Below are 18,335 nucleotides of genomic sequence, written 5' to 3'. Positions count from 1 at the left end.
AGTCGTGTGTCGGACTCCGATCGGTAGGACCTATCGGTTCCGATCGGTCAGTAGTCGGTCAGGTGCGGTCACGCGCGGTCGAAGCGTGCCCGGGACGGGGGCGCTACGCCCGCCGCGAGCACTCGCAGGCGCGTTTGCGTTTCGAAAAACGAGGGGCGACGCCGCTCACGGCGGACTCGAACCTCGAGCGAGCGACGTGACGCATACCCGGGAGACCGGACCGAACCGACTTAGCCGTTGTGTCTTCGACCGAGCCGGTCGCTGTGAGAGAGGGTTTCTGACACACGAATCCGCGTAACTTATCCCGAGTCGTTGTCTAGAGTCAGCTATGACGAATTTCGGATTGAAAGTGCGAATGGCGATCGTCGGCTCGATCCTGTTCGCGTTCTACATGCTCGTCGGTGCCTTCGGCCTGGCGATGTTCGGGGTCGGCGCGTGGCCGCTCGTCGGGCTCGGCCTGCTCGTCCTGCCGGTCATCCAGTACAAGATCGGGACCTGGTCGGCCACGAGACGCGCCGAGGAGATGCCGGAAGACGGCCAGTACCGCGAGGTCCATCAGATGACGGAGTCGCTCTGTCGGGACATGGGCATCGAAAAGCCCACGCTGATGGTCATGGACATGGGCGTCCCCAACGCCTTTGCGACCGGCCGGAAGGGCAAGGGTTACGTCGTCGTCTCGACCGAACTCATCCGCCTGCTCCAGCGCGACGAACTCGAGGGCGTCATCGCCCACGAACTCGCCCACATCAAGAACCGCGACGTCCTCGCGATGGTGCTGGGGAGTTCCATCGCGATGATGGTCGGCTGGGTCGCCTACATGGTCTACATGATGGGCGACGACCGCAGCATCGGCAGCATCTTCGTCGGGATGATCATCTCGAACATCGCCCAGATGCTCGTGATGGTGTTCGTGCTGGCGATCTCGCGGTACCGCGAGTACGTCGCCGACGACGACGCCCGTCAGTACATCGGCAGCGGCGACCCGCTCGCCCGCGCTCTCGAGAAGATCTCGAAGGGCGCGCAGGGCCGGGAGTCCGAACTCGACGACAGCGTGAGCGCGCTGTGTATCTTCAACTCGGAGAAGGGCCTGCTGCAGACGCTGTTTGCCACCCACCCGCCGACCGAAAAGCGCATTCGGAAGCTCCGGAACTAATCCGGCGGCGCCCCATCGTGACCGTCCCGAACGCCGCGATTTTTTATAGCCGCCCGCGACATGCTAGTATATGACCGAAATTCACCCCGGGCAGCGCGTCGCCGTCCTCGTCGACGCCCAGAACCTCTATCACACTGCCCAGAGCATGCACAGCCGGAACATCGACTACTCCGCCCTGCTCGAGAAGGCGGTTCAGGACCGCCAACTGACTCGCGCGATCGCGTACGTCATCCGCGCGGACTCGCCGGAGGAGGAGAGCTTCTTCGAGGCGCTGATCGACATCGGCTTCGAACCGAAGATCAAGGACATCAAGACCTTCGCCGACGGTTCGAAGAAGGCCGACTGGGACGTCGGGATGAGTCTGGACGCGGTGACGCTGGCCAACCACGTCGACACGATCGTCCTCTGTACGGGCGACGGCGACTTCTCGCGGCTGTGTTCGCACTTGCGCCACGAAGGGGTCCGCGTCGAGGTGATGGCGTTCCAGTCCTCGACGGCCGAAGAGCTCATCGACGCCGCCGACTCCTTCCTCGATCTGGGCGAACGCCACGAGACGTTCCTGCTGTAGGCGCGCCGACCCGAACCACACTCGGTTCGGGCCGAGAATCAGTTCGGCTGGCGGGTCTGCCAGAGACCGATCACCAGCGCGTAGCCGGTGACAAGCAGCGTCGCACCGGTAACGAGATAGACGAGCGGACCGGTGGCGATCGCGGCCGGCCCGATCAGTGTCAGGGTCCCGATGACCAGCAGGGCGACCCCGAGACCGATTTGCGTGACGTCCATGTAGGGCCGATACTACTGAAGCGACGATAATAACGTTCTCCATCTCGTTTCGGTCGCGTCGGTGGCTGATCGAGGGGGTCACCACGGCCTGAAGCCGCTCCGGTGGCCGAATTCAGTGCCCACACGGGCTCGATCCGAGCGAATACGCCGGAACCGCAGGTCGAAGGGCTTTCGACCCGCCGGCGCAAATTCGGCCCAATGAGCGAGTCAGCAGACGGGAGCGCGGGCCTGCCCCAGCTTCGGACCATCGCGGACTACCAGTTCGGCGCGGACGCCGGCACGGCGCTGTTCCCGCCGTCGGAATCGCTGACGGTCAAACGGACCTCCTCGGGCCGACCCCAGCAGATCCACGCCGACGCCGGCCGGATCGTCTCCTTCGGCACCGACGGCCGGTTCACGCTCGGCCTCGAGGGCGGTCGCCGGCTCGCGGCCGCGCTCGAGCCGCCGGCCTATCGAGTTGTCGTCGACGACGAGAGCGAGCCCTTCGTCCGCGAGGAGAAGAACGTCTTCGCGAAGTTCGTCCTCGAGGTCGGCGACGAGATCCGGCCGGGCGACGAGGTACTGGTGGTCCACGAACGCGGCGAGTTGCTGGCGGTCGGGACGGCCGAACTCGACGCCGACGCCATCCGGGACTTCGAGACGGGGATGGCAGTCAACGTGCGCGAGGGTGCGCCCGCAGAGACGTAGCGGGGTGACGGACCGGCAGCCGGTCCGCGAGGACCGCTAGAGCTGACACTCCCGACCGATCTCGCGCTCGTACCGTGTCTTGATCGCCTCGAAGAGTCGCTCGCCGACGGGCGTCCGGAGTCGCGGCGCGGCCGTCGCGAAGAACTCGTCGAGATTCTCGTACTCGTCGAAGGCCTCGTTGCGCTCGGTCTCGTCGTAGCGCTCCCCACGTTCGTATTTGAGCGCCTGCAAACAGTTGTCGATCAGATCCATGTCCTTGACGAACCGCGCCGTCTGAGTCTCGCGGGCCTCGTACGCCGCCCAGAGGGAGCGGAACTCGTCGCCGTCGAACGGCTCGAGTAGGTCCACGATCGCGTCCCGCTCGCGGGCGACTTTCTCGTCGCCGTCGACTCGCTGGTTGTCGTCCTCGGCGCGCGTCGCAATATCGCCGATGCGGGCCTCGCCCAGATCGTGAAGCAGCGCCATCGATACCGCGCGGTCGCGGTCGACGCCGTCGGCCCGGTCGGCATAGTACAGACACAGCGTCGCCACGCCCCACGTGTGGGCTGCGACAGACTCCGGGGCATCGATCCCGCGAAGATCCCAACCGGTCCGGCGCTCGTCTTTCAGTTCGAGAGCCTCGAGCAAGGCGTCGAGTTCGTCGGTCATTACGATTGCCCACGCGCCGATCGGGATTGAAAACGTCGATCGGCGACCCGGGAGTTTGAATGGACTATTAGGGGCGGAGTGTGTGTATAGATCACGAATGCCGCAAAAACCAGATCTGAGCGGACAGACCGCGTTTATAACGGGTACCACGCGTGGAATCGGGAAGCAACTCGCACTCGCACTCGCCGAGCAGGGCTGTGACATCGTCTCGACGGGCAAGACCGTCGACGACTCGGACTCGGACCTCGAGGGGACGATCCACAAGACCGCCGAGGCCTGCGCCGAGAAAGGCGTCGAGACGCACGCGATCCAGTTGGACGTCCGCGACGAGGACGCCATCGAGGCGGCCGTCGAGGAGGCGATCGACGAGATGGGCGAGATCAACATCGTGATCAACAACGCCTCGGCCATCCAGATGGGCGCGGTCGAGGACCTGCCGGCAAACCGGTACGACCTCCTGAACGAGGTCAACGTGCGCGGCACCTACCTCGTCTCGCGGGCGTTCATCGACCACCTCAAAGGCGTCGAGGAAGACGCCTGGATCCTGACGAACGCGCCGCCGGTCGAACTCGACCGCGCCCCGGGGTCGGCCGCCTACTCCTGGTCGAAGATGGGGATGTCGTTCGTGACGCTGTCGATGGCTCAGGAACTGGCCGACGACGGGATCGGCTGTAACACCTTCTGGCCGGTCACCGCGATCGACACGCGCGCGACCCGGTACTTCGAGATGGGGACCGAAGACGACTGGCGGACGCCCGATATCGTCTCGGATACGGTCCTCGAGATCCTGGCCCGCGATCCCGCCGAGTTCACCGGGAACCGCGTCTACGACGAGGACTTCCTCCGGGAGGCCGGCGTCGAGGACTTCTCCGAGTACAACCTCACCGAGGGCGATCCCGAACCGACGTCGGCGCAGCTGTTCGATCCGGACTACTCGCGGCCGGACGACGCCTGAGACGGGTTGCTGTCCCAGTGAGACCGCACGGCGATCGCGGTCGCGCCGACAGCGACCTGCGGGCGTCCGTCTCCCCACCCTCGAGCGAACGACAAACTAAAAGGTCGCCCGTGGCCACGTGTCGAGTATGTTCGGAGGAGGCGGCGGCGGACTCAACCCGCGCAAGATGGAACAGATGATGGAACAGATGGGCATCGACGTCGAGGACATCGACGCCGAAGAGGTCATCATCCGCACCGACGAGTACGACCTCGTCTTCGACGACGCCGAGGTCACCAAGATGGACGCCCGTGGCCAGGAGACCTACCAGGTCATCGGCTCGCCCGAGGAGGTCGAGGCCGGCTCGGCCGGCGGCAGTGCCGACACCGGGGGCGACGCCGGCTCGTCGATCCCTGACGAGGACGTCGAACTCGTCGCGACCCGTGCCGGCGTCAGCGATGACGAGGCCCGGGAGGCCCTCGAGGACGCCGACGGCGACCTCGCCGCAGCAGTCGAATCCCTCGAGTGACTCGCGTGAGCGAGGACGAGAGCGCGGACGACGCCGAAAGTGGCACGGATCGTGTCCCGGTCTTGCTCGTCCGCGGCGACCGCGAGTACCTCGTCGAACCCGGCGGCGAACAGGGGACCGACCTCGGCGTTCTCGAGGTCCCCGAGGACGTGCAGTCGGGCGACACCATCGAGACGCATCTGGGCGACGAGTTCCAGGTGCGGCGGCTGCGCGGCCCCGATCTCTTCCATCACTTCGAGCGGACGGGCGCGCCGATGGTGCCCCGCGATATCGGGCTCGTCATCGGCGAGACCGGCATCGCCGGCGGCGACCGGGTCCTCGACGCCGGCACCGGAACCGGCGTCCTCGCGGCCCTGCTGGCCCGGGCCGGGGCCGAGGTCGTGACCTACGAACAGGACGCCGAGTTCGCCGACGTGGCTCGCGAGAACATGGCACTCGGCGGCGTGGCCGACGCCGTCGACGTCCGGACCGGCGACGTGACCGAGGAGATCGACGGCCTCGAGCCGTCGTCGTTCGACGTCATGACCCTCGATACGGCCGACGCGCCCACGATGGTCGAACACGCGCCCGACCTCTTGGTCGACGGCGGGTTCGTCGCGGTCTACAGCCCCTTCATCGAGTCGACCCGCGAAGTCGCACGGACGGCCCGCGAGGTCGGCCTCGCGAACGTCACCACTCGAGAGACGATCCAGCGCGAGATGCAGTTCGACGAGCGGGGCTCGCGGCCCACGACTGCGCCAGTCGGTCACACCGGCTATCTGACGATCGCGCGCAACGAGTAGTGCGGTTTCTCCTTACTCAAATTCCGTATTCAGCTCGAGAGAGCAATGGCCGAGAGCGGGCTCCGAGCAACGCGAGGAGCCCGCGATTCGGGGGAGGGTAGGCAGTCTCCCGACACCGACCGCGAGCGAGCCCGTAGGGCGAGCGAGCGGGCCGACGACTGACCCAGAAGCCGCGTTCCGCGCGGCTGACGGGGAAGGAGGAGTGCTTTTAATCGAAATTTTGCCGAGGGACATCGCGAGCGAAGCGCTCGGCGCTTCGCTCGCGATAGACCGCAGAGCAAAATTTCGTTAGTTGTCGTCCTCGCGCCACTTGTGTTCGCACTCGGTACAGATGAAGAAGCGCGTCTCGGACTCGTCGGCCGAGCGGATCTGTTGCATGTACCAGTGGGCCCGGTCGTTGCCGCATTCGGGACAGATGGCGTCGGTCTCGGGCAGCGAAGTCTCGCCGGAGGACTCGATGATTTCGCCGACCTCCTGATCGTCGGTGACGATGTACTGGTCGGCGTCGCCTTTCGGCTCCGTGTACCCACAGCTGCCACACTCCCAGAGGCCGTCGTCGGCCTTCATCATCGAACCGCATTCGTCGCAGAATTCCATATGCCTCGGTTGTCGCTCACCCCGGTTAAGTGTGTAGAAAAGAAGTCGCCCCGCGAGAGGGACGTTGACAGGGTGATAGCGTCGGTAGCGAGGCGAAAGCAACGGATCAGCCAATGGAGACCGGGCGTGACCTCATAACACTGCCCACCTGTAGGTCCGTTGGATCGCCTCGTGGATCGCAAACACGAGACCGACGATGAGAACCACCGTCTGGTAGTCGGAAAGCGAGACGACGGTGGGGTCGATGTATTCGGTGATGAGGACCGTGGATACAACCACTACAACAGAGACCGAGTCGTGTTTATCGGCGAGGACTGCCTCACCGTCATCGGTTCGGTCGTCTCGAATCGAGTTTCCGGAGAGCGCTTCGTATAGCCGTTCGATCGTCCGATGAACACCGACCAGAACGAGTACGAGGAGAACGAACGACCAGACTATCGACAGTTCGATCACGGTCGAATTGACGTACACGAGACAACATCCAGAAATGATAACCGAGACGATATCGAGACCGGTTCGTCTTCTGCTCACCGTCGATCGTCTCTAGAATTTCGTCACTCTGTTATATTTCCAACTGTAAAGAGGCAAGATCTATAGATGGATTCCCTGTTCTGTTGTGGCGGTTCCTCGGCAGGAGCCCGGGACGTCACGTCGGGACTGACAAACGAAAAGCACGTACCGAGCGACTGCAGCGTCTCATCGGTCTAACCCTCGCCTTCGGACTGGTAGGGCTCGCCGACGGCTTCCCGCGGGAGGACGTTGTTGAGTTCCGACTGGAGGTCCTCGGTCGACTCGAAGCGGTCGCTGCCGCTTTTCGCGACGAGGTCGCCCAAGTTCCGCTGGCCGTCGGCGAGCAACAGGGTGACGTCCGCGAGTTCGGTCGCCGCCTGCTCGTTGGTGATCGGGTACTCGAGGTCGGCGAGGACGGAGTCGATCCGGCTGAGTTTGACGTCGGGCATGGACGAACGGAGGCGGGCCAGCGGCTTGTAGCTCCGCGACGCTCCCGCGGACTATCCAGTCGATCGACATTTCGGTTCGAAACTATAATCGGTCGGGATCACGCAGGTGTTGCCAATGCGGAGCGTGGTGGAACGTCTCGTCGCGCCCTTCGCCGTCGATCGACGGGTCCTCGCACTGGCGGGCGCCCGCATGGCCGACGGGATCGGCAACTCGTTTCTGATCATCGTCATCCCGCTGTACGTGACCAGCGGCGTCGTCGGCGGGACGGCCTTCGGTCTCGGCGAGTCGCTGCTCATCGGGGTGATCCTCTCGCTCTTTGGTTTTCTCAACAGCTCGAGCCGGTTACCGGCCGGCTGTCGGATCGGCTCGGCCGGCGCAAGCCGTTCATTCTGGTCGGGCTCGCGGGCCTCGCGATGACCAACGTCGCGTACGTCTTCGCGGAGACGTACCTCTCCTTGCTGGTCATCCGTGGGTTACAGGGCGTCAGCGTCGCCTTCATCATCCCGTCGTCGGTCGCGCTCGTCAACGAACTCGCGACGGCAGGCGACCGCGGCGGGAACATGGGCGTCTACAACACGTTTCGGCTGGTTGGGTTCGGTGCCGGGCCGGCGGTTGCCGGCGCGGTCGTCAGTCGCGGTCCGTACGCGCTCCCCGGCGGTCTGGCAGTCTCCGGGTTCGACGCCGCCTTCTACGTCGCGACGATCACCGCGACGATCAGCTACGTCATGGTGACGGTGCTGGTCTCGGACCCCGAGTCGACGGCCGCCAACGCCGGCGCGGACCTCTCGATCCCGATCCTCGATCGGTCGGGACCGAACCTGCTCGATCCGATCTTCACCCTCGGGATCGCGTCGTTTTTCATGGCGACCGCCATCGCGCTGTTCGCGACCATCCAGCCGCAGGTCAACGCCCGCCTCGGGCAGGGGGCGACCTGGTTCGGCCTGCAGTTCGCGGCGTTTATCATCGCGCAGGTCGCGCTCCAGACGCCGATCGGGCGGGCCTGCGATCGGTACGGCCGGCGGCCGTTCATCGTGACCGGAATGGCGCTGTTGATCCCGACGACGCTCGTGCAGGGCTTCATCCTCTCCTCGGCCCCGATGTTCGTCGCCCGCCTGCTCCAGGGTGTCGCCGCCGCGATGGTCTTTGCCCCGTCGCTGGCGCTGGCCGGCGACCTCGCCGGCGAGGGCGAGTCCGGCTCGAAGCTGTCGGTGCTGACGATGGCCTTCGGCTACGGAATCGCGGTCGGGCCGCTCTCCTCGGGCGCACTGGTTCGGTTCGGCTTCGAGACCCCGTTCGTCTTCGGCACCGCGCTCGCCGCGCTCGGAACGGTCCTCGTCTACACGCAGGTCGAAGAGACCCTCGAGACGACGGTCCCGGTTCCGGTCATCGGTGACGATTGACGATACGCCTTTGTGACGCGGCCGAGTCGGAGTGGGTATGCGCATTGGTATCGTCCACAGTGACGCAACTCGAGCCGGGGACGCGACATGACGACGGACGCCGACGACTCCGTTCGACCGTTCGAGGTGTCGGTCGATCGGGACGAGATCGACGACCTCCGGACGCGCCTCGAGCGGACCCGCTGGCCGGACCAGCTTCCCGAGACGGGCTGGGCGTACGGGACCGACCGCGAGTACCTCCGGGACCTCTGTGCGTACTGGCGCGAGGCGTTCGACTGGGCGGCGTTCGAGGACCGGTGCAACGAGTTCGACCAGTACGTGACGACGATCGACGGGCAGCGGCTGCACTTCTATCACGTCCGCTCGCCCGAACCGGACGCGACGCCGCTCGTCCTGAGCCACGGCTGGCCGGGCTCCGTCGCGGAGTTTCTCGACGTCCTCGGGCCGCTGACTGATCCGGCGGCCCACGGCGGTGATCCCGCGGACGCGTTCCACGTCGTCGCCCCGTCGCTGCCGGGCTTTGGCTTCTCCGGCCCGACCGGCGAGCGGGGGTACGACGTGCCGCGGATCGCCGACGCCGTCGCCGACCTGATGGCCCGGCTCGGCTACGACCGCTACGTCGCACAGGGCGGGGACTGGGGCGCGCTGGTCGCCGCATTACTGGGTGCGAACTACCCCGATCGCGTGGACGCGATCCATACGAACATGCTCTTTTTGAACCCTTCGTCGCTCGAGGCCGACGATCCGACCGACCTGCTCGACGAACGGGGGATGGCCGACTACCGGGAGACCGCGGCGTTCCGCGAGACCGAAACCGCCTACCACGAGATCCAGGCGACCAAACCACAGAGTCTGGCCTACGGACTCACCGACTCGCCGGCCGGGCTGGCGGCCTGGATCGTCGAGAAGTTCCGGGCCTGGAGCGACTGCGACGGCGACCTCGAGTCGTGGATCGACCGCGACCGGCTGCTCGACAACCTCAGCGTCTACTGGCTGACCAGGACCATCGGCTCTTCGATGCGGCTCTACGCCGAGACGGACGTGGGCGCGGCGACGCCGGATTCGGTCGACGTGCCGACGGGCCACGCGCGCTATCCGGCCGAAGTGTACAAGACGCCCCGCGGCTGGGCCGAGGCGGTCTACGACGTCGAGTACTGGTCCGAACAGCCCGAGGGCGGCCACTTCGCCGCGATGGAGGTGCCGGAACTGTTCGTCGAGGACCTGCGAGCGTTCGCCGGCGAGTTCGGCTGAGGACGGGGCGGAGTCGCTCGAGTCGCGGCGGGACGCAACGCAAAAGTACCGGATCCCCATACGGTTCGACGATGACGCTCTCGGAGGAGGCCCAGGACCGGTTGGCGGACGTGGTGGAGCTACAGCCGACGAAGAACGGCGAACTGCAGGAGCGATGGGGGATGGAGAGCGGCAGCGAGGTCCACCAGTACCTCGAGAACGAACTCGGCGATTACTACTTCCGGGACGACAACAGTCTGATCCGAGCGACCGCCGAAGCCGCCGAGCTGGTTGACGTCGAGCCGGGGATCGAGAGCGACCCGGACGACGAGGGGGTCCCCTCGAAGGTCCGCGTCCCGGAACTACAGGCGCGGATCGTGGCGGTGCTTTCCGGCCCGGACGAGGAGTCCGAGAGCGTCGTCTCGGTACTGCACAAACTCCGGGACGAGTACGACGTCGACGCCGAGGCCGAGGACGTCCGGTCGGGCCTCCAGAGTCTCCGGCGCAAGGGCGTCGTCGAAGTCGAGTACCGCACCGTCCCCACGTTCCGGCTGGCCGTCGAGCGTGCGGACCTCGAGGTCGCCGTCTCCGACTAAACACCGAACTTTTTCCGCCTCGGGTTCGCTCGCGCTGCTCGCTCACCACTCTCTGCTCACGGGCGCTGCGGGACGGCTGCGCCGTCCCGACAGTCGCGGCGCGTAGCGCCGCGCATTGCCCGTTCGCACGGCTCGCGGGACCGGCGATCCCGCGCTGGGCGCAAAAACGTCCTCAGAAATCGAGGATTTCTGATGGGCCCGCGAGAGCAAAGCTCTCGCGGACTTCGATGAAAAAGGCCGACGGCTCGGCCTTCGGCCTCACCGCCGGTGAACCGCTCGCTTCGCTCGCGGATGCTTGTCAGAAGCTACTGACGGGCTACAGCCCTGGTCGCCGTCGCCGCCGGCGCTCCTCGAGCAACCGCCGAAGCCGTTTTCCGGGCCCGCCCTCGATCGGCCAGCCGCGGGTGCGCCAAGCGGGCGGCTCGGGCTCGAACTCGGGACAGGAGCCGGCACACTCCGCGGCCGTCTGGCACCGCTCCTTGGCAGTGCAGTACGGCAGCGCCTGTGAGCCGTCGGGGTCCCGTAGCTCGAAGTGGCGGCAGTCGGGCCGCATCGTGTCGACGAACGAGCGCCAGCCGCGCTCGTAGGCGCGCTCGGCGATGGCGAGGCGCTTGTCGACCTTCCAGTCGGTGTCGGCGTACTCGAATCGGGCCGCCGAACCGTCCCGGTCCCCGCCGTCGGGCCGCTCGAGGATGCGGGTCCCCGGTTCCGTCACCGGGAGCGAGCGGGGATACCACGCGACCTCGGCGGTCAGGTCGTCGGGCTCGAGCGCGAGGACTCCGGCTTCGACCGGTAGGTCCTCGAAGAGGACGGGTTCGACGGGTTCGTCCGTTCGACGGGTCGCGACCCAGGCCTCGTCGGCCAGCCCGACGGCCACGTCGTACTCGAGTTGTGATCCGAGCGCGCGGGCAGCGCTGGCGTCCAAGTCAGGTTTGTTCTCGATCGCGACGAGCCGCTCGAGCCAGTCGGGGTAGGCCCACTGTCGACGGATCTCGATCCGGTTGCCCGACTTGCGGGTCTCGAGGATCCCGCGGTCGGCGGCCTCGTGGATCGACTCGCGGACGTATCGCCACGGATAGCCCGGGTCGGGAAGCGCGTCGCGGTAGTAGCACCACTCGTCGGGGGCGTTTCGGACGACGTGCAGGAGGTCGCTATCGAGCCGATCAGGGCCGAACCGGGCGCGGCGGCGCAGCCCCTCGGGGTCGCACTCGAGGACGATCGTATCCCAGCGGCGGCGGGTCGTCCCGAGTTGGCGGGCGACGAGGACGGCGGTGTCAGTACCGTCGGTTTCGCCGGGCGGCCACTCGCGTTCGGCCCACCGGCAGGTCCGGAGTTCGAACCCGAACTCGGCGGTGTATGCGTCCACGCTCCCCGTTGAATTCGGAGGCGCAAAAACGCTGCCCGATCGGCCGACGATCGGGTCGAGCGAACGATATGGGCGGTGCTATCGACCGTATTTCGAGGTCGGTCGCGATGCCCGCGTCGCACGACACGAGAGAAGTGATTTCTCACCGGCCGCGACCGGCTACTCCTCGTCGTCTTCCGCCTCGCGTTCGTCGAGGAACTCGTGGGCGTCCTCGAGAATCTCTCTGGGGCCGTCCTGCGTGACGGTGTTTACCGCCTGTTCGTAGTCGCGCCACTGGAGGTCGCGATGTTCGTTCGATAGTTCCGCGCTGGCTTCGAACGACTTCGCGATGAAGAGATGAACGGTCTTGTGGATCGTCTTGCCGTTCGCCTCGAAGACGTAGTCGTAGTCCTTGCGAAAGCCGTCGAGTAGTCGGAACTGTTCGATACCTGCCTCTTCCGTTACTTCGCGGATAGCCGTCTGCTGAAGTTCTTCGTCTCCTTCGACACCGCCCTTGGGAAACTCCCAATCGCCCGGGCGGCTCTTGAGTAGAAGATACTCGCGCCGGCCCCGCGTGTCGCGGAAGAGGATCGCGCCTGCGCTCGTAGCTTCGACTGCCATTAGGTGGGCTAACAGGTGCGACGTTAAGAGAATATCGGACTGTTCGTCCTACGGACACGGATCCGACCGGATTGTCACGCACGAAACGGGCGATCGTCTGCAGTCGTTCACTGTCGTGCCGGCGACGCGTCTCAGCAGGTTTTTACGCGCCCGTCGCAGACGTATGCGACAGCACCAGCCATGACCTTCGTCACCCGTCTCACCCTCCAGAGCGGCGATCGCGCCGCGCTCGATGGCATCGTCGAGGACATCAAAACCACCGCCGAACGGAAGGGGGCGGCACTGAAAGGTCCCCACTCCCACCCGCCGGAAAAGCTGTCGGTCCCCCAGCGTTGCCGACTCCACGCCGACGACGACCGTCACTTCGACTCCTGGGAGTACACCGTCTTCACCCGCGAACTCGAGATCCACGGCCACGACGACCTCGCGCGCAACATCGCCTCACAGAACTTCCCCGACTCGGTCCACATCGAGGCCGAGGTCGAGCAGATCCACGGGGCCGGCCGCAGCAACTGACTGGCCTCGGTCGCACTTCTGCGATCGTCGGACACCGAAACCGTCGGGAGGGCTTTTGGTCGTTCACGACGAGATGATCGTATGACCGCAGACGACCTCGTTACGCTGCGTCGAGACCTGCACCGAAAACCCGAACCAGCCTGGCGGGAGTTTTACACGACTGCACGGATCGTCGACGAACTCGAGTCCCGACTGGGCGACGACCTCGCCGAACTCCACGTCGGCCCCGAGGCGATCGCCGGCGACCACCGGCTGGCGGTCCCCGAGGAAACCGAATTCACCCACTGGTACGAACAGGCGCGGGACGCCGGCGTCGACGACGCTACCCTCGAGCGACTGGACGGCGGGTATACGGGTGCAGTGGCCGTCCTCGAGCGCGGCGAAGGACCGACCGTCGGCCTTCGGGTCGACATCGACGGCCTCCCCCAAACCGAGTCCGACGACCCAGGCCACCGGCCCGTCGCCGAGGGCTTTCGCTCCGACCACGAGGGCGCGATGCACGCCTGCGGCCACGACGCCCACGCGACGATCGGGATCGGCGTACTCGAGCGGATCGCGGAGAGCGATTTCGCGGGAACCTTCAAGGTCTTCTTCCAGCCCGCCGAGGAGGTCGTCGGCGGTGGGAAGGCGATGGCCGAGAGCGACCACCTACAGGACGTCGACTCTCTGCTCGCGGTTCACATCGGCCTCGACCACCCGACCGGCGAGATCGTCGCCGGTATCGACGGCTTCCTGGCGGTCTCGCACCTCGAGGCCGAGTTCACCGGCGCGTCGTCCCACGCGGGGGGACACCCCGAGCAGGGCCGCAACGCCGTCCAGGCGATGGCGACAGCCGTCCAGAACCTCTACGGGATTCCACGGCACAACGACGGCGCGACGCGGGTCAACGCGGGCGTCGTCGAGGGCGGGAGCGCGGCCAACGTCATCCCGGCCGAGGCCCGGATCGTCGCCGAGGTACGAGGTGAGACGACCGACCTGATGGAGTACATGAAAGGGCGGACCCGGCAGGTCCTCCGGAGCGCCGCCGCGATGCACGACTGCGAGGTCGAAATCGAGATCGGTGCGGAGGCCCCCAGTGCGACCAGCGACGAGGAACTGGTCTCGATCGTCGCCGACGTCGCCGGCGAGACGCCCGGCGTCGAGCGCGTCCTCGAGCGCGACGAACTGGGCGGCAGCGAGGACGCGACCTATCTGATGCAGGCGGTACAGGAAAACGGGGGCAGTGCCTGCTACGTCGGCGTCGGCACCGACCATCCCGGCGGTCACCACACCGCAACGTTCGACGTCGACGAGGCAAGCATCCAACACGGCATCGACACGCTCGCGGGCACGATCGAGCGACTCGGCCACGACCAGTAACCGACCGAGAACGGACCCCGAATGTTCTTGGGTATCCTACCAGTACGGATCAGTGACGGTGCAGTCCACTGATCCAGTCCCCGATTCGCGATCGACGACCCGAACGGCCGCGCTCGAGGTGGCCGGTCGGTGATCCGTCCGACGCCCCTCCACCTCGGACTCTGGGTGCGGATGGCGGTCGCCGGACTTCTCGTCGGAGCCGCACAGCTCGTGGTCCTCGCACTCGAGTTCGTCGTCGGCGGGTTCGTCGCACTGTTTCTCCTCGTGGCGCTCGAGGATTTTCTCGCTTTTTTCTTCCTCGTCTCGCTACTGTTCGCTGGTGCGTTCATTTGTTGGCTCGGCATCGCGATCGTGATCCGACGCTACTATCCCGAACAGACCCTCTCGGATCGCATCGCTCACGACGGGACCGCCAACGCAGTCGAAGCCGTCGGTGAGACGCTGCTGTCCGCGGAGGCGATCGCGAGCTGGCCGAAAATCCTCGGCCTGCTCGGCGGTGTGGCTCTCGGGTCGTTCGTCGGGTTCGCGTTCACGGAGGCGGTCGCGTGGCGTTCGATCGTCGATCCGTTGTCCGCCGCCGCTGCGGTCGGCGTCCTCGTCGTCCTCGCACACGTGGCGTGGATCGCCTACTCCGAACGAACCGATGACGCCGCTGCGCTCCGCGATATCGAAGGCGTCGTCCGCGTCATCGATCGGCCCGACGAGGACCTCGAGGAACGCCGAACTGCCGTCCAACGCCGTGTCGACCGGCTCGCCAAGCAGGTCGATCTCCCCGCACCGACGGTCCGTCTTGGCGTTTCGTCGACGCCGACGGCAGCGACCGTCGGCTATCGGGCCGGATCGTCCACGATCGTCGTCTCCAAGGGCCTGCTCGAGGCCGTCGATGACCGCGAACTCGACGCCGTCCTCGCACACGAACTCGCCCACGCGAAAAACAGGGACGCGGCGGTGCTGACCGCGTTATCGGTGCCCGCAGCTTCCGCGGCCGCGCTCATCGAGCGCTACGATTTCCACCCGTTTGTGGCCGTCCCGTGTGGTATGGTCATCGTCCTCGTCCGGTGGTCCGTCGCCGTCGTCACCCGCTATCGGGAGTACGTCGCCGACCGCGGCGCCGTCGCGATCACCGGCGACCCCGCGGCGCTGGCAAGCGCCCTCGAGAAACTCGATTCCGCCCTCGAGGAACGGCCCTCGAACGATCTCCGCAAACACCGCTCGACGGCTGCGTTCTCGATCGTCCCGCCGCCGTGGGAGGAACACCGCTTTTTCGACCGTACGCGGCGGTTCCTCCACCGGCGGCTGTTCGGCACGCACCCGCCGACGGAGCGCCGGATCGAACGGCTTCGGTCCCAGCGCTGATCCGTATCGTCGATCAGGCGTCCATGACGACCTCGAGGTCGAACGCCTCGTCGGCGGGAGCCGAGCCGGGCTCGAGGTAGCCGACGGCGAAGGCGCTGTAAACGTTGCCGCCCTCCGGAGCGACGTCGAAGGTCGCGACCACGTCACCGTCGTTGGTCTCCGTCGCCGGGCGGACCTCGAGGGTGTAGTCGCCGCCCGGCACTTCGGTCGCGGCCGCGTCGCCGAAGGCGGCGTCCTCGAACAGCACGGTCTCGCCGTCGCCGACGGTGACGTCGACTGCAGGGGCGTCCGGCGACGCGTGGACCAGCCGCACCCGCGCGTCGTCGCCGGGATCGCTGACGTCGTCTTCCAGAACTGCCGGCTCGAAGGGCTGGTTCTCGTCGGCGAGTTCGCCCAGCGCCGCGATCGTGAACGACCCCTCGGCGATCTCGAGTTCCTGATCGAAGACGACGGTGTCGGCGTCGCCGGCGGCCGTGATCATCACCTCGTAGGTGTCGGGTTCGAGGTCGAGGTAGTCGCTGACGGCCCGGTAGGGCACGTCCTCGAGGACGGCGTCGCCGTCGACGGAGACGTCGACGTTGGGGGCGTCGGGCGAGAGATGCGCGACCCGGACGTTCGAGCCGGACGACTCCATGTCGTCCGACCCGGAGTCGTCGTCCATCCCGTCGTCTCCCATGCCGTTGCCCGAATCGTCGTCGCTCATCTCCTCGTCGTCCCCGTCGTCGCCCCCCATACAGCCGGCCAGCGCGATGCCGCTCGCGGTTCCGATCAGTGTCAGTGCGCGTCGCCGTGTGTGGTTCCGTGCCATCATAACCCGTTATTTGACGGATAGGAAAGCCAAGACATCCTAACAGCGTAGGGGAATATTCACGGGAAACGATACTATGGGAAGCGAATCGGTATCCGACGGCCGAACGTTCCAGTTACTCGAGAGTCAGTCGAACGGAACAAGCCGAACGATCACTGGCCGGGAGTGCGTCTCGAGCATCGGCGAGAGACGCACGACTCGGGGGAGGGCAGGCCGCCGCCCGACACCGACCGCGAGCGAGGCCGGAGGCCGAGCGAGCGGGCCGACGACTGATGTGAGTGACTGAAAGGAACGAACGGAAGGAGGAGTGCTTTTCATCGAAGCTAAGCGGGAGCTTTGCTCCCGCGAGGTCCGAGAGAGCTTTGCTCTCTCGAGATTTTGCCGAGGGCGCGGCTTCGCCGCGCCCGCAGAGCAAAAGTTCGGTGGCTAGTATTTGGGCTCGGCCCCGGTCGTCTCGTAGACCTTCTCCATGAGGTCGTCACGGCGGTCCTGCCAGCCCGCCAGCCCCTCGGGACTGGTCGGGTAGTTCTCGTAGTGCGAGAGGAGTTCGTCGGCCCGGCGCTTGGTCTTGTAGAGGTTCCAGATCGTTCCCCAGTGGCCGCGGCTCTTGACCAGCGCCTCGAGTTTGAGTTTGAGCCCGATGTCGGTACTGCCCGAGTACAGCGCCTCGGCGAGTTTGTCGCCGGGCATGGCGGCGAGTAGACTCATCAGGTCGTCGACGTCGACGGCCGTCGAGAGGATGTTGTAGACGTCCAGCGCGGCGTAGCGCGCGCCGAAGTGGTCCATCACTTTTTGATTGTACTCCCAGAGGACGTCCTCGCCGAACTCGCCCGTCTCGAGGGCCTCGATGGCCCGCTCGGCGGCGTACTTGCCGCCGTAGGCGGCCCCGGCGATGCCGCCGCCGGTGGTGGGGTTGACGTGGCCGGCGGCGTCGCCGATGGCCATGTAGCCAGGATGCACGGCCGAATCGTAGGGTCGTCGGGTGGGCAGCGCCGCGCCGAGTTTGTCCTCGACCTCGGCACCCTCGAACTCGGGGCGGTTCTCGAGGTCGCGTTTGAGGTCGTCGACCAGTTGCATCGGCTCCTCGGTCATCTGGAAGCCCAAGCCGGCGTTGATCTCGGTGTCGGTCCGCGGGAAATACCAGAGATAGCCCGCCGCGCGCTCGGTCGGCTTGAAGACCAGCGCGTCGTCCCACTCGACGGGTTCCTCGACCTCGACGATCTCGCGGTAGGCCGAACAGAAGTGGCTGTAGTCGACGTTGGTGTCGAACGTGGAGTCGGAGAAGTCGACGTGGTCTTGCAGCACCGACAGCGAGCCGGCGGCGTCGATGACGATGTCGGCCTCGTAGGTGACCGGGTCGCCCTTGCGGATCGCCTCGACGCCCGTGACGCGGCCGTCGTCGTTCTGGCGGACGTTCTGGACGACCGTATCGTAGCGAAACTCGACCCCCCTGTCCTCGGCCCCGTCGATGATCCGGCGGCCGTACTCCCAGCGGTCGATGACGGCCAGTTCGCCCGGCACCGGGATCTCGAGGACGGTGTCTTCCTGCGGGATCTCGAAGCGCCCGTGGTCGACGTCGGTGTTGGTAAAGGCCGGCTCGAGTTTGGACTTCGGGATGGCTTCGGGGAAGGCATCGGCACCCTTCAGGGCGTCGCCACAGGCGATGTGGCCCGCCTCTTCCTCGTCCTTTCGCTCGAGGATGACGACCTCGTACCCCGCTCGTGCGATGGTCGCTGCGGCGTAGCACCCTGCCGTTCCGGCTCCGACGACGACCGCGTCCGGCGACTGAGTCTTCGGCGTCGTGGCGGCCGACTGCTCCTGCGTACTCATATCAACTGTGTGGAGGCCGTGGTAAGAAAACGTTTTATGGTCGGTCCGCGGTGGTGCCGCGTTGACCGCAGCAGTACCCGGTTCGGAGCAAGCGCGACGTTGTAGTGTGGCTGTCTTTTCACTTACAGCCGTGGTCCACGGGTTCACCAATCCAGTACAGGTCTACTTCGTAATATTTTCTAGATTAAATTTATATGCGAC

At 66.1% G+C, this 18,335-nt stretch carries 20 protein-coding genes and 1 pseudogene; 12 read left to right on the top strand and 9 right to left on the bottom strand.

Annotated features, from left to right (window positions below; genetic code table 11):
* The first annotated feature begins 328 nt into the window (after positions 1 to 328).
* On the top strand, positions 329 to 1,153 hold the full coding sequence (locus ACSBP4_RS09250; RefSeq protein WP_435552039.1) for a M48 family metallopeptidase: 825 nt from the start codon (positions 329 to 331) through the stop codon (positions 1,151 to 1,153).
* 70 nt (positions 1,154 to 1,223) lie between these two features.
* On the top strand, positions 1,224 to 1,721 hold the full coding sequence (locus ACSBP4_RS09245; protein ID WP_006181418.1) for an NYN domain-containing protein: 498 nt from the start codon (positions 1,224 to 1,226) through the stop codon (positions 1,719 to 1,721).
* A 38-nt stretch (positions 1,722 to 1,759) separates the two neighbouring features.
* Here the strand turns inward: ACSBP4_RS09245 and ACSBP4_RS09240 are convergent, their stop codons facing one another.
* Positions 1,760 to 1,936: a hypothetical protein gene (locus ACSBP4_RS09240; RefSeq protein WP_006181419.1), complete on the bottom strand. Its 177-nt coding sequence runs from the start codon at positions 1,934 to 1,936 to the stop codon at positions 1,760 to 1,762.
* A gap of 198 nt (positions 1,937 to 2,134) precedes the next feature.
* Between ACSBP4_RS09240 and ACSBP4_RS09235 the strand changes: the two genes are divergently transcribed.
* Entirely contained in the window at positions 2,135 to 2,623 is a 489-nt protein-coding gene (locus ACSBP4_RS09235) for a PUA domain-containing protein (RefSeq protein WP_435552038.1), read from the top strand.
* 36 nt (positions 2,624 to 2,659) lie between these two features.
* Here the strand turns inward: ACSBP4_RS09235 and ACSBP4_RS09230 are convergent, their stop codons facing one another.
* Positions 2,660 to 3,271, bottom strand: coding sequence for an HD domain-containing protein (locus ACSBP4_RS09230; protein ID WP_049964968.1), 612 nt, complete (start codon positions 3,269 to 3,271; stop codon positions 2,660 to 2,662).
* Between the two features lie 97 nt (positions 3,272 to 3,368).
* On the opposite strand from ACSBP4_RS09230, the gene ACSBP4_RS09225 reads away from it, so the two are divergent.
* From ACSBP4_RS09225 to ACSBP4_RS09215, 3 genes are all read left to right on the top strand, one after another.
* Positions 3,369 to 4,226 carry an SDR family oxidoreductase gene (locus ACSBP4_RS09225; RefSeq protein WP_435552037.1) on the top strand — a complete coding sequence of 286 codons (858 nt, stop codon included), beginning with the start codon at positions 3,369 to 3,371 and terminating at the stop codon, positions 4,224 to 4,226.
* 127 nt (positions 4,227 to 4,353) lie between these two features.
* The gene (locus ACSBP4_RS09220; RefSeq protein WP_049964970.1) at positions 4,354 to 4,734 is read left to right on the top strand and encodes a nascent polypeptide-associated complex protein; all 381 of its coding nucleotides are present in this window, start codon (positions 4,354 to 4,356) and stop codon (positions 4,732 to 4,734) included.
* Entirely contained in the window at positions 4,731 to 5,516 is a 786-nt protein-coding gene (locus ACSBP4_RS09215; RefSeq protein WP_435552036.1) for a methyltransferase domain-containing protein, read from the top strand. Before ACSBP4_RS09220 ends, ACSBP4_RS09215 begins: the two co-directional genes overlap by 4 nt.
* Positions 5,517 to 5,804: 288 nt before the next feature.
* Here ACSBP4_RS09215 and ACSBP4_RS09210 read toward each other — a convergent pair whose 3' ends face one another.
* The 3 genes from ACSBP4_RS09210 to ACSBP4_RS09200 all read right to left on the bottom strand — a co-directional run bounded on the left by ACSBP4_RS09210 (position 5,805) and on the right by ACSBP4_RS09200 (position 7,072).
* Complete coding sequence (locus ACSBP4_RS09210) at positions 5,805 to 6,113, bottom strand: transcription factor S (RefSeq protein ID WP_006650129.1); 309 nt, start codon at positions 6,111 to 6,113, stop codon at positions 5,805 to 5,807.
* Positions 6,114 to 6,245: 132 nt separating this feature from the next.
* Positions 6,246 to 6,392 carry a hypothetical protein gene (locus tag ACSBP4_RS09205; RefSeq protein WP_435552034.1) on the bottom strand — a complete coding sequence of 49 codons (147 nt, stop codon included), beginning with the start codon at positions 6,390 to 6,392 and terminating at the stop codon, positions 6,246 to 6,248.
* Between the two features lie 425 nt (positions 6,393 to 6,817).
* A complete protein-coding gene (locus ACSBP4_RS09200; protein ID WP_435552033.1) occupies positions 6,818 to 7,072 on the bottom strand; it encodes a DUF5789 family protein in 255 nt (84 codons plus the stop codon).
* A 115-nt stretch (positions 7,073 to 7,187) separates the two neighbouring features.
* Between ACSBP4_RS09200 and ACSBP4_RS09195 the strand changes: the two are divergent.
* The 3 genes and pseudogenes from ACSBP4_RS09195 (at position 7,188) to ACSBP4_RS09185 (ending at position 10,299) form a co-directional block, all read left to right on the top strand.
* A pseudogene (locus ACSBP4_RS09195) lies at positions 7,188 to 8,473 on the top strand (MFS transporter).
* An 87-nt stretch (positions 8,474 to 8,560) separates the two neighbouring features.
* The gene (locus ACSBP4_RS09190; protein WP_435552032.1) at positions 8,561 to 9,724 is read left to right on the top strand and encodes an epoxide hydrolase family protein; all 1,164 of its coding nucleotides are present in this window, start codon (positions 8,561 to 8,563) and stop codon (positions 9,722 to 9,724) included.
* 71 nt (positions 9,725 to 9,795) lie between these two features.
* On the top strand, positions 9,796 to 10,299 hold the full coding sequence (locus ACSBP4_RS09185; protein WP_006650126.1) for a DUF5797 family protein: 504 nt from the start codon (positions 9,796 to 9,798) through the stop codon (positions 10,297 to 10,299).
* A 316-nt stretch (positions 10,300 to 10,615) separates the two neighbouring features.
* Here the strand turns inward: ACSBP4_RS09185 and ACSBP4_RS09180 are convergent, their stop codons facing one another.
* Positions 10,616 to 11,665, bottom strand: a complete 1,050-nt coding sequence (locus ACSBP4_RS09180) for a DUF5787 family protein (protein ID WP_435552031.1) — start codon at positions 11,663 to 11,665, stop codon at positions 10,616 to 10,618.
* Positions 11,666 to 11,824: 159 nt separating this feature from the next.
* On the bottom strand, positions 11,825 to 12,265 hold the full coding sequence (locus tag ACSBP4_RS09175) for a bis(5'-nucleosyl)-tetraphosphatase (RefSeq protein ID WP_006181432.1): 441 nt from the start codon (positions 12,263 to 12,265) through the stop codon (positions 11,825 to 11,827).
* A 180-nt stretch (positions 12,266 to 12,445) separates the two neighbouring features.
* Between ACSBP4_RS09175 and ACSBP4_RS09170 the strand changes: the two genes are divergently transcribed.
* The 3 genes from ACSBP4_RS09170 to ACSBP4_RS09160 all read left to right on the top strand — a co-directional run bounded on the left by ACSBP4_RS09170 (position 12,446) and on the right by ACSBP4_RS09160 (position 15,496).
* Positions 12,446 to 12,781 carry an uS10/mL48 family ribosomal protein gene (locus ACSBP4_RS09170; protein ID WP_006181433.1) on the top strand — a complete coding sequence of 112 codons (336 nt, stop codon included), beginning with the start codon at positions 12,446 to 12,448 and terminating at the stop codon, positions 12,779 to 12,781.
* A gap of 81 nt (positions 12,782 to 12,862) precedes the next feature.
* Positions 12,863 to 14,140: an amidohydrolase gene (locus ACSBP4_RS09165; protein ID WP_435552030.1), complete on the top strand. Its 1,278-nt coding sequence runs from the start codon at positions 12,863 to 12,865 to the stop codon at positions 14,138 to 14,140.
* 129 nt (positions 14,141 to 14,269) lie between these two features.
* Entirely contained in the window at positions 14,270 to 15,496 is a 1,227-nt protein-coding gene (locus ACSBP4_RS09160) for a M48 family metallopeptidase (protein ID WP_435552029.1), read from the top strand.
* A gap of 13 nt (positions 15,497 to 15,509) precedes the next feature.
* On the opposite strand, the gene ACSBP4_RS09155 is transcribed toward ACSBP4_RS09160, so the two are convergent.
* Both ACSBP4_RS09155 and ACSBP4_RS09150 read right to left on the bottom strand, forming a co-directional pair.
* Positions 15,510 to 16,304, bottom strand: a complete 795-nt coding sequence (locus ACSBP4_RS09155; protein ID WP_373633046.1) for a DUF4397 domain-containing protein — start codon at positions 16,302 to 16,304, stop codon at positions 15,510 to 15,512.
* Positions 16,305 to 16,730: 426 nt separating this feature from the next.
* A complete protein-coding gene (locus tag ACSBP4_RS09150; protein WP_435552028.1) occupies positions 16,731 to 18,134 on the bottom strand; it encodes a geranylgeranyl reductase family protein in 1,404 nt (467 codons plus the stop codon).
* Between the last annotated feature and the right edge of the window lie 201 nt (positions 18,135 to 18,335).

Origin of the sequence: Natrinema sp. CGMCC1.2065, from assembly GCF_051225675.1 — an archaeon.
Classification (GTDB): Archaea; Halobacteriota; Halobacteria; order Halobacteriales; family Natrialbaceae; genus Natrinema; species Natrinema thermotolerans.
Note: the sequence above shows the minus strand (reverse complement) of the source record. Positions and strands in the feature narration are given on the sequence as shown.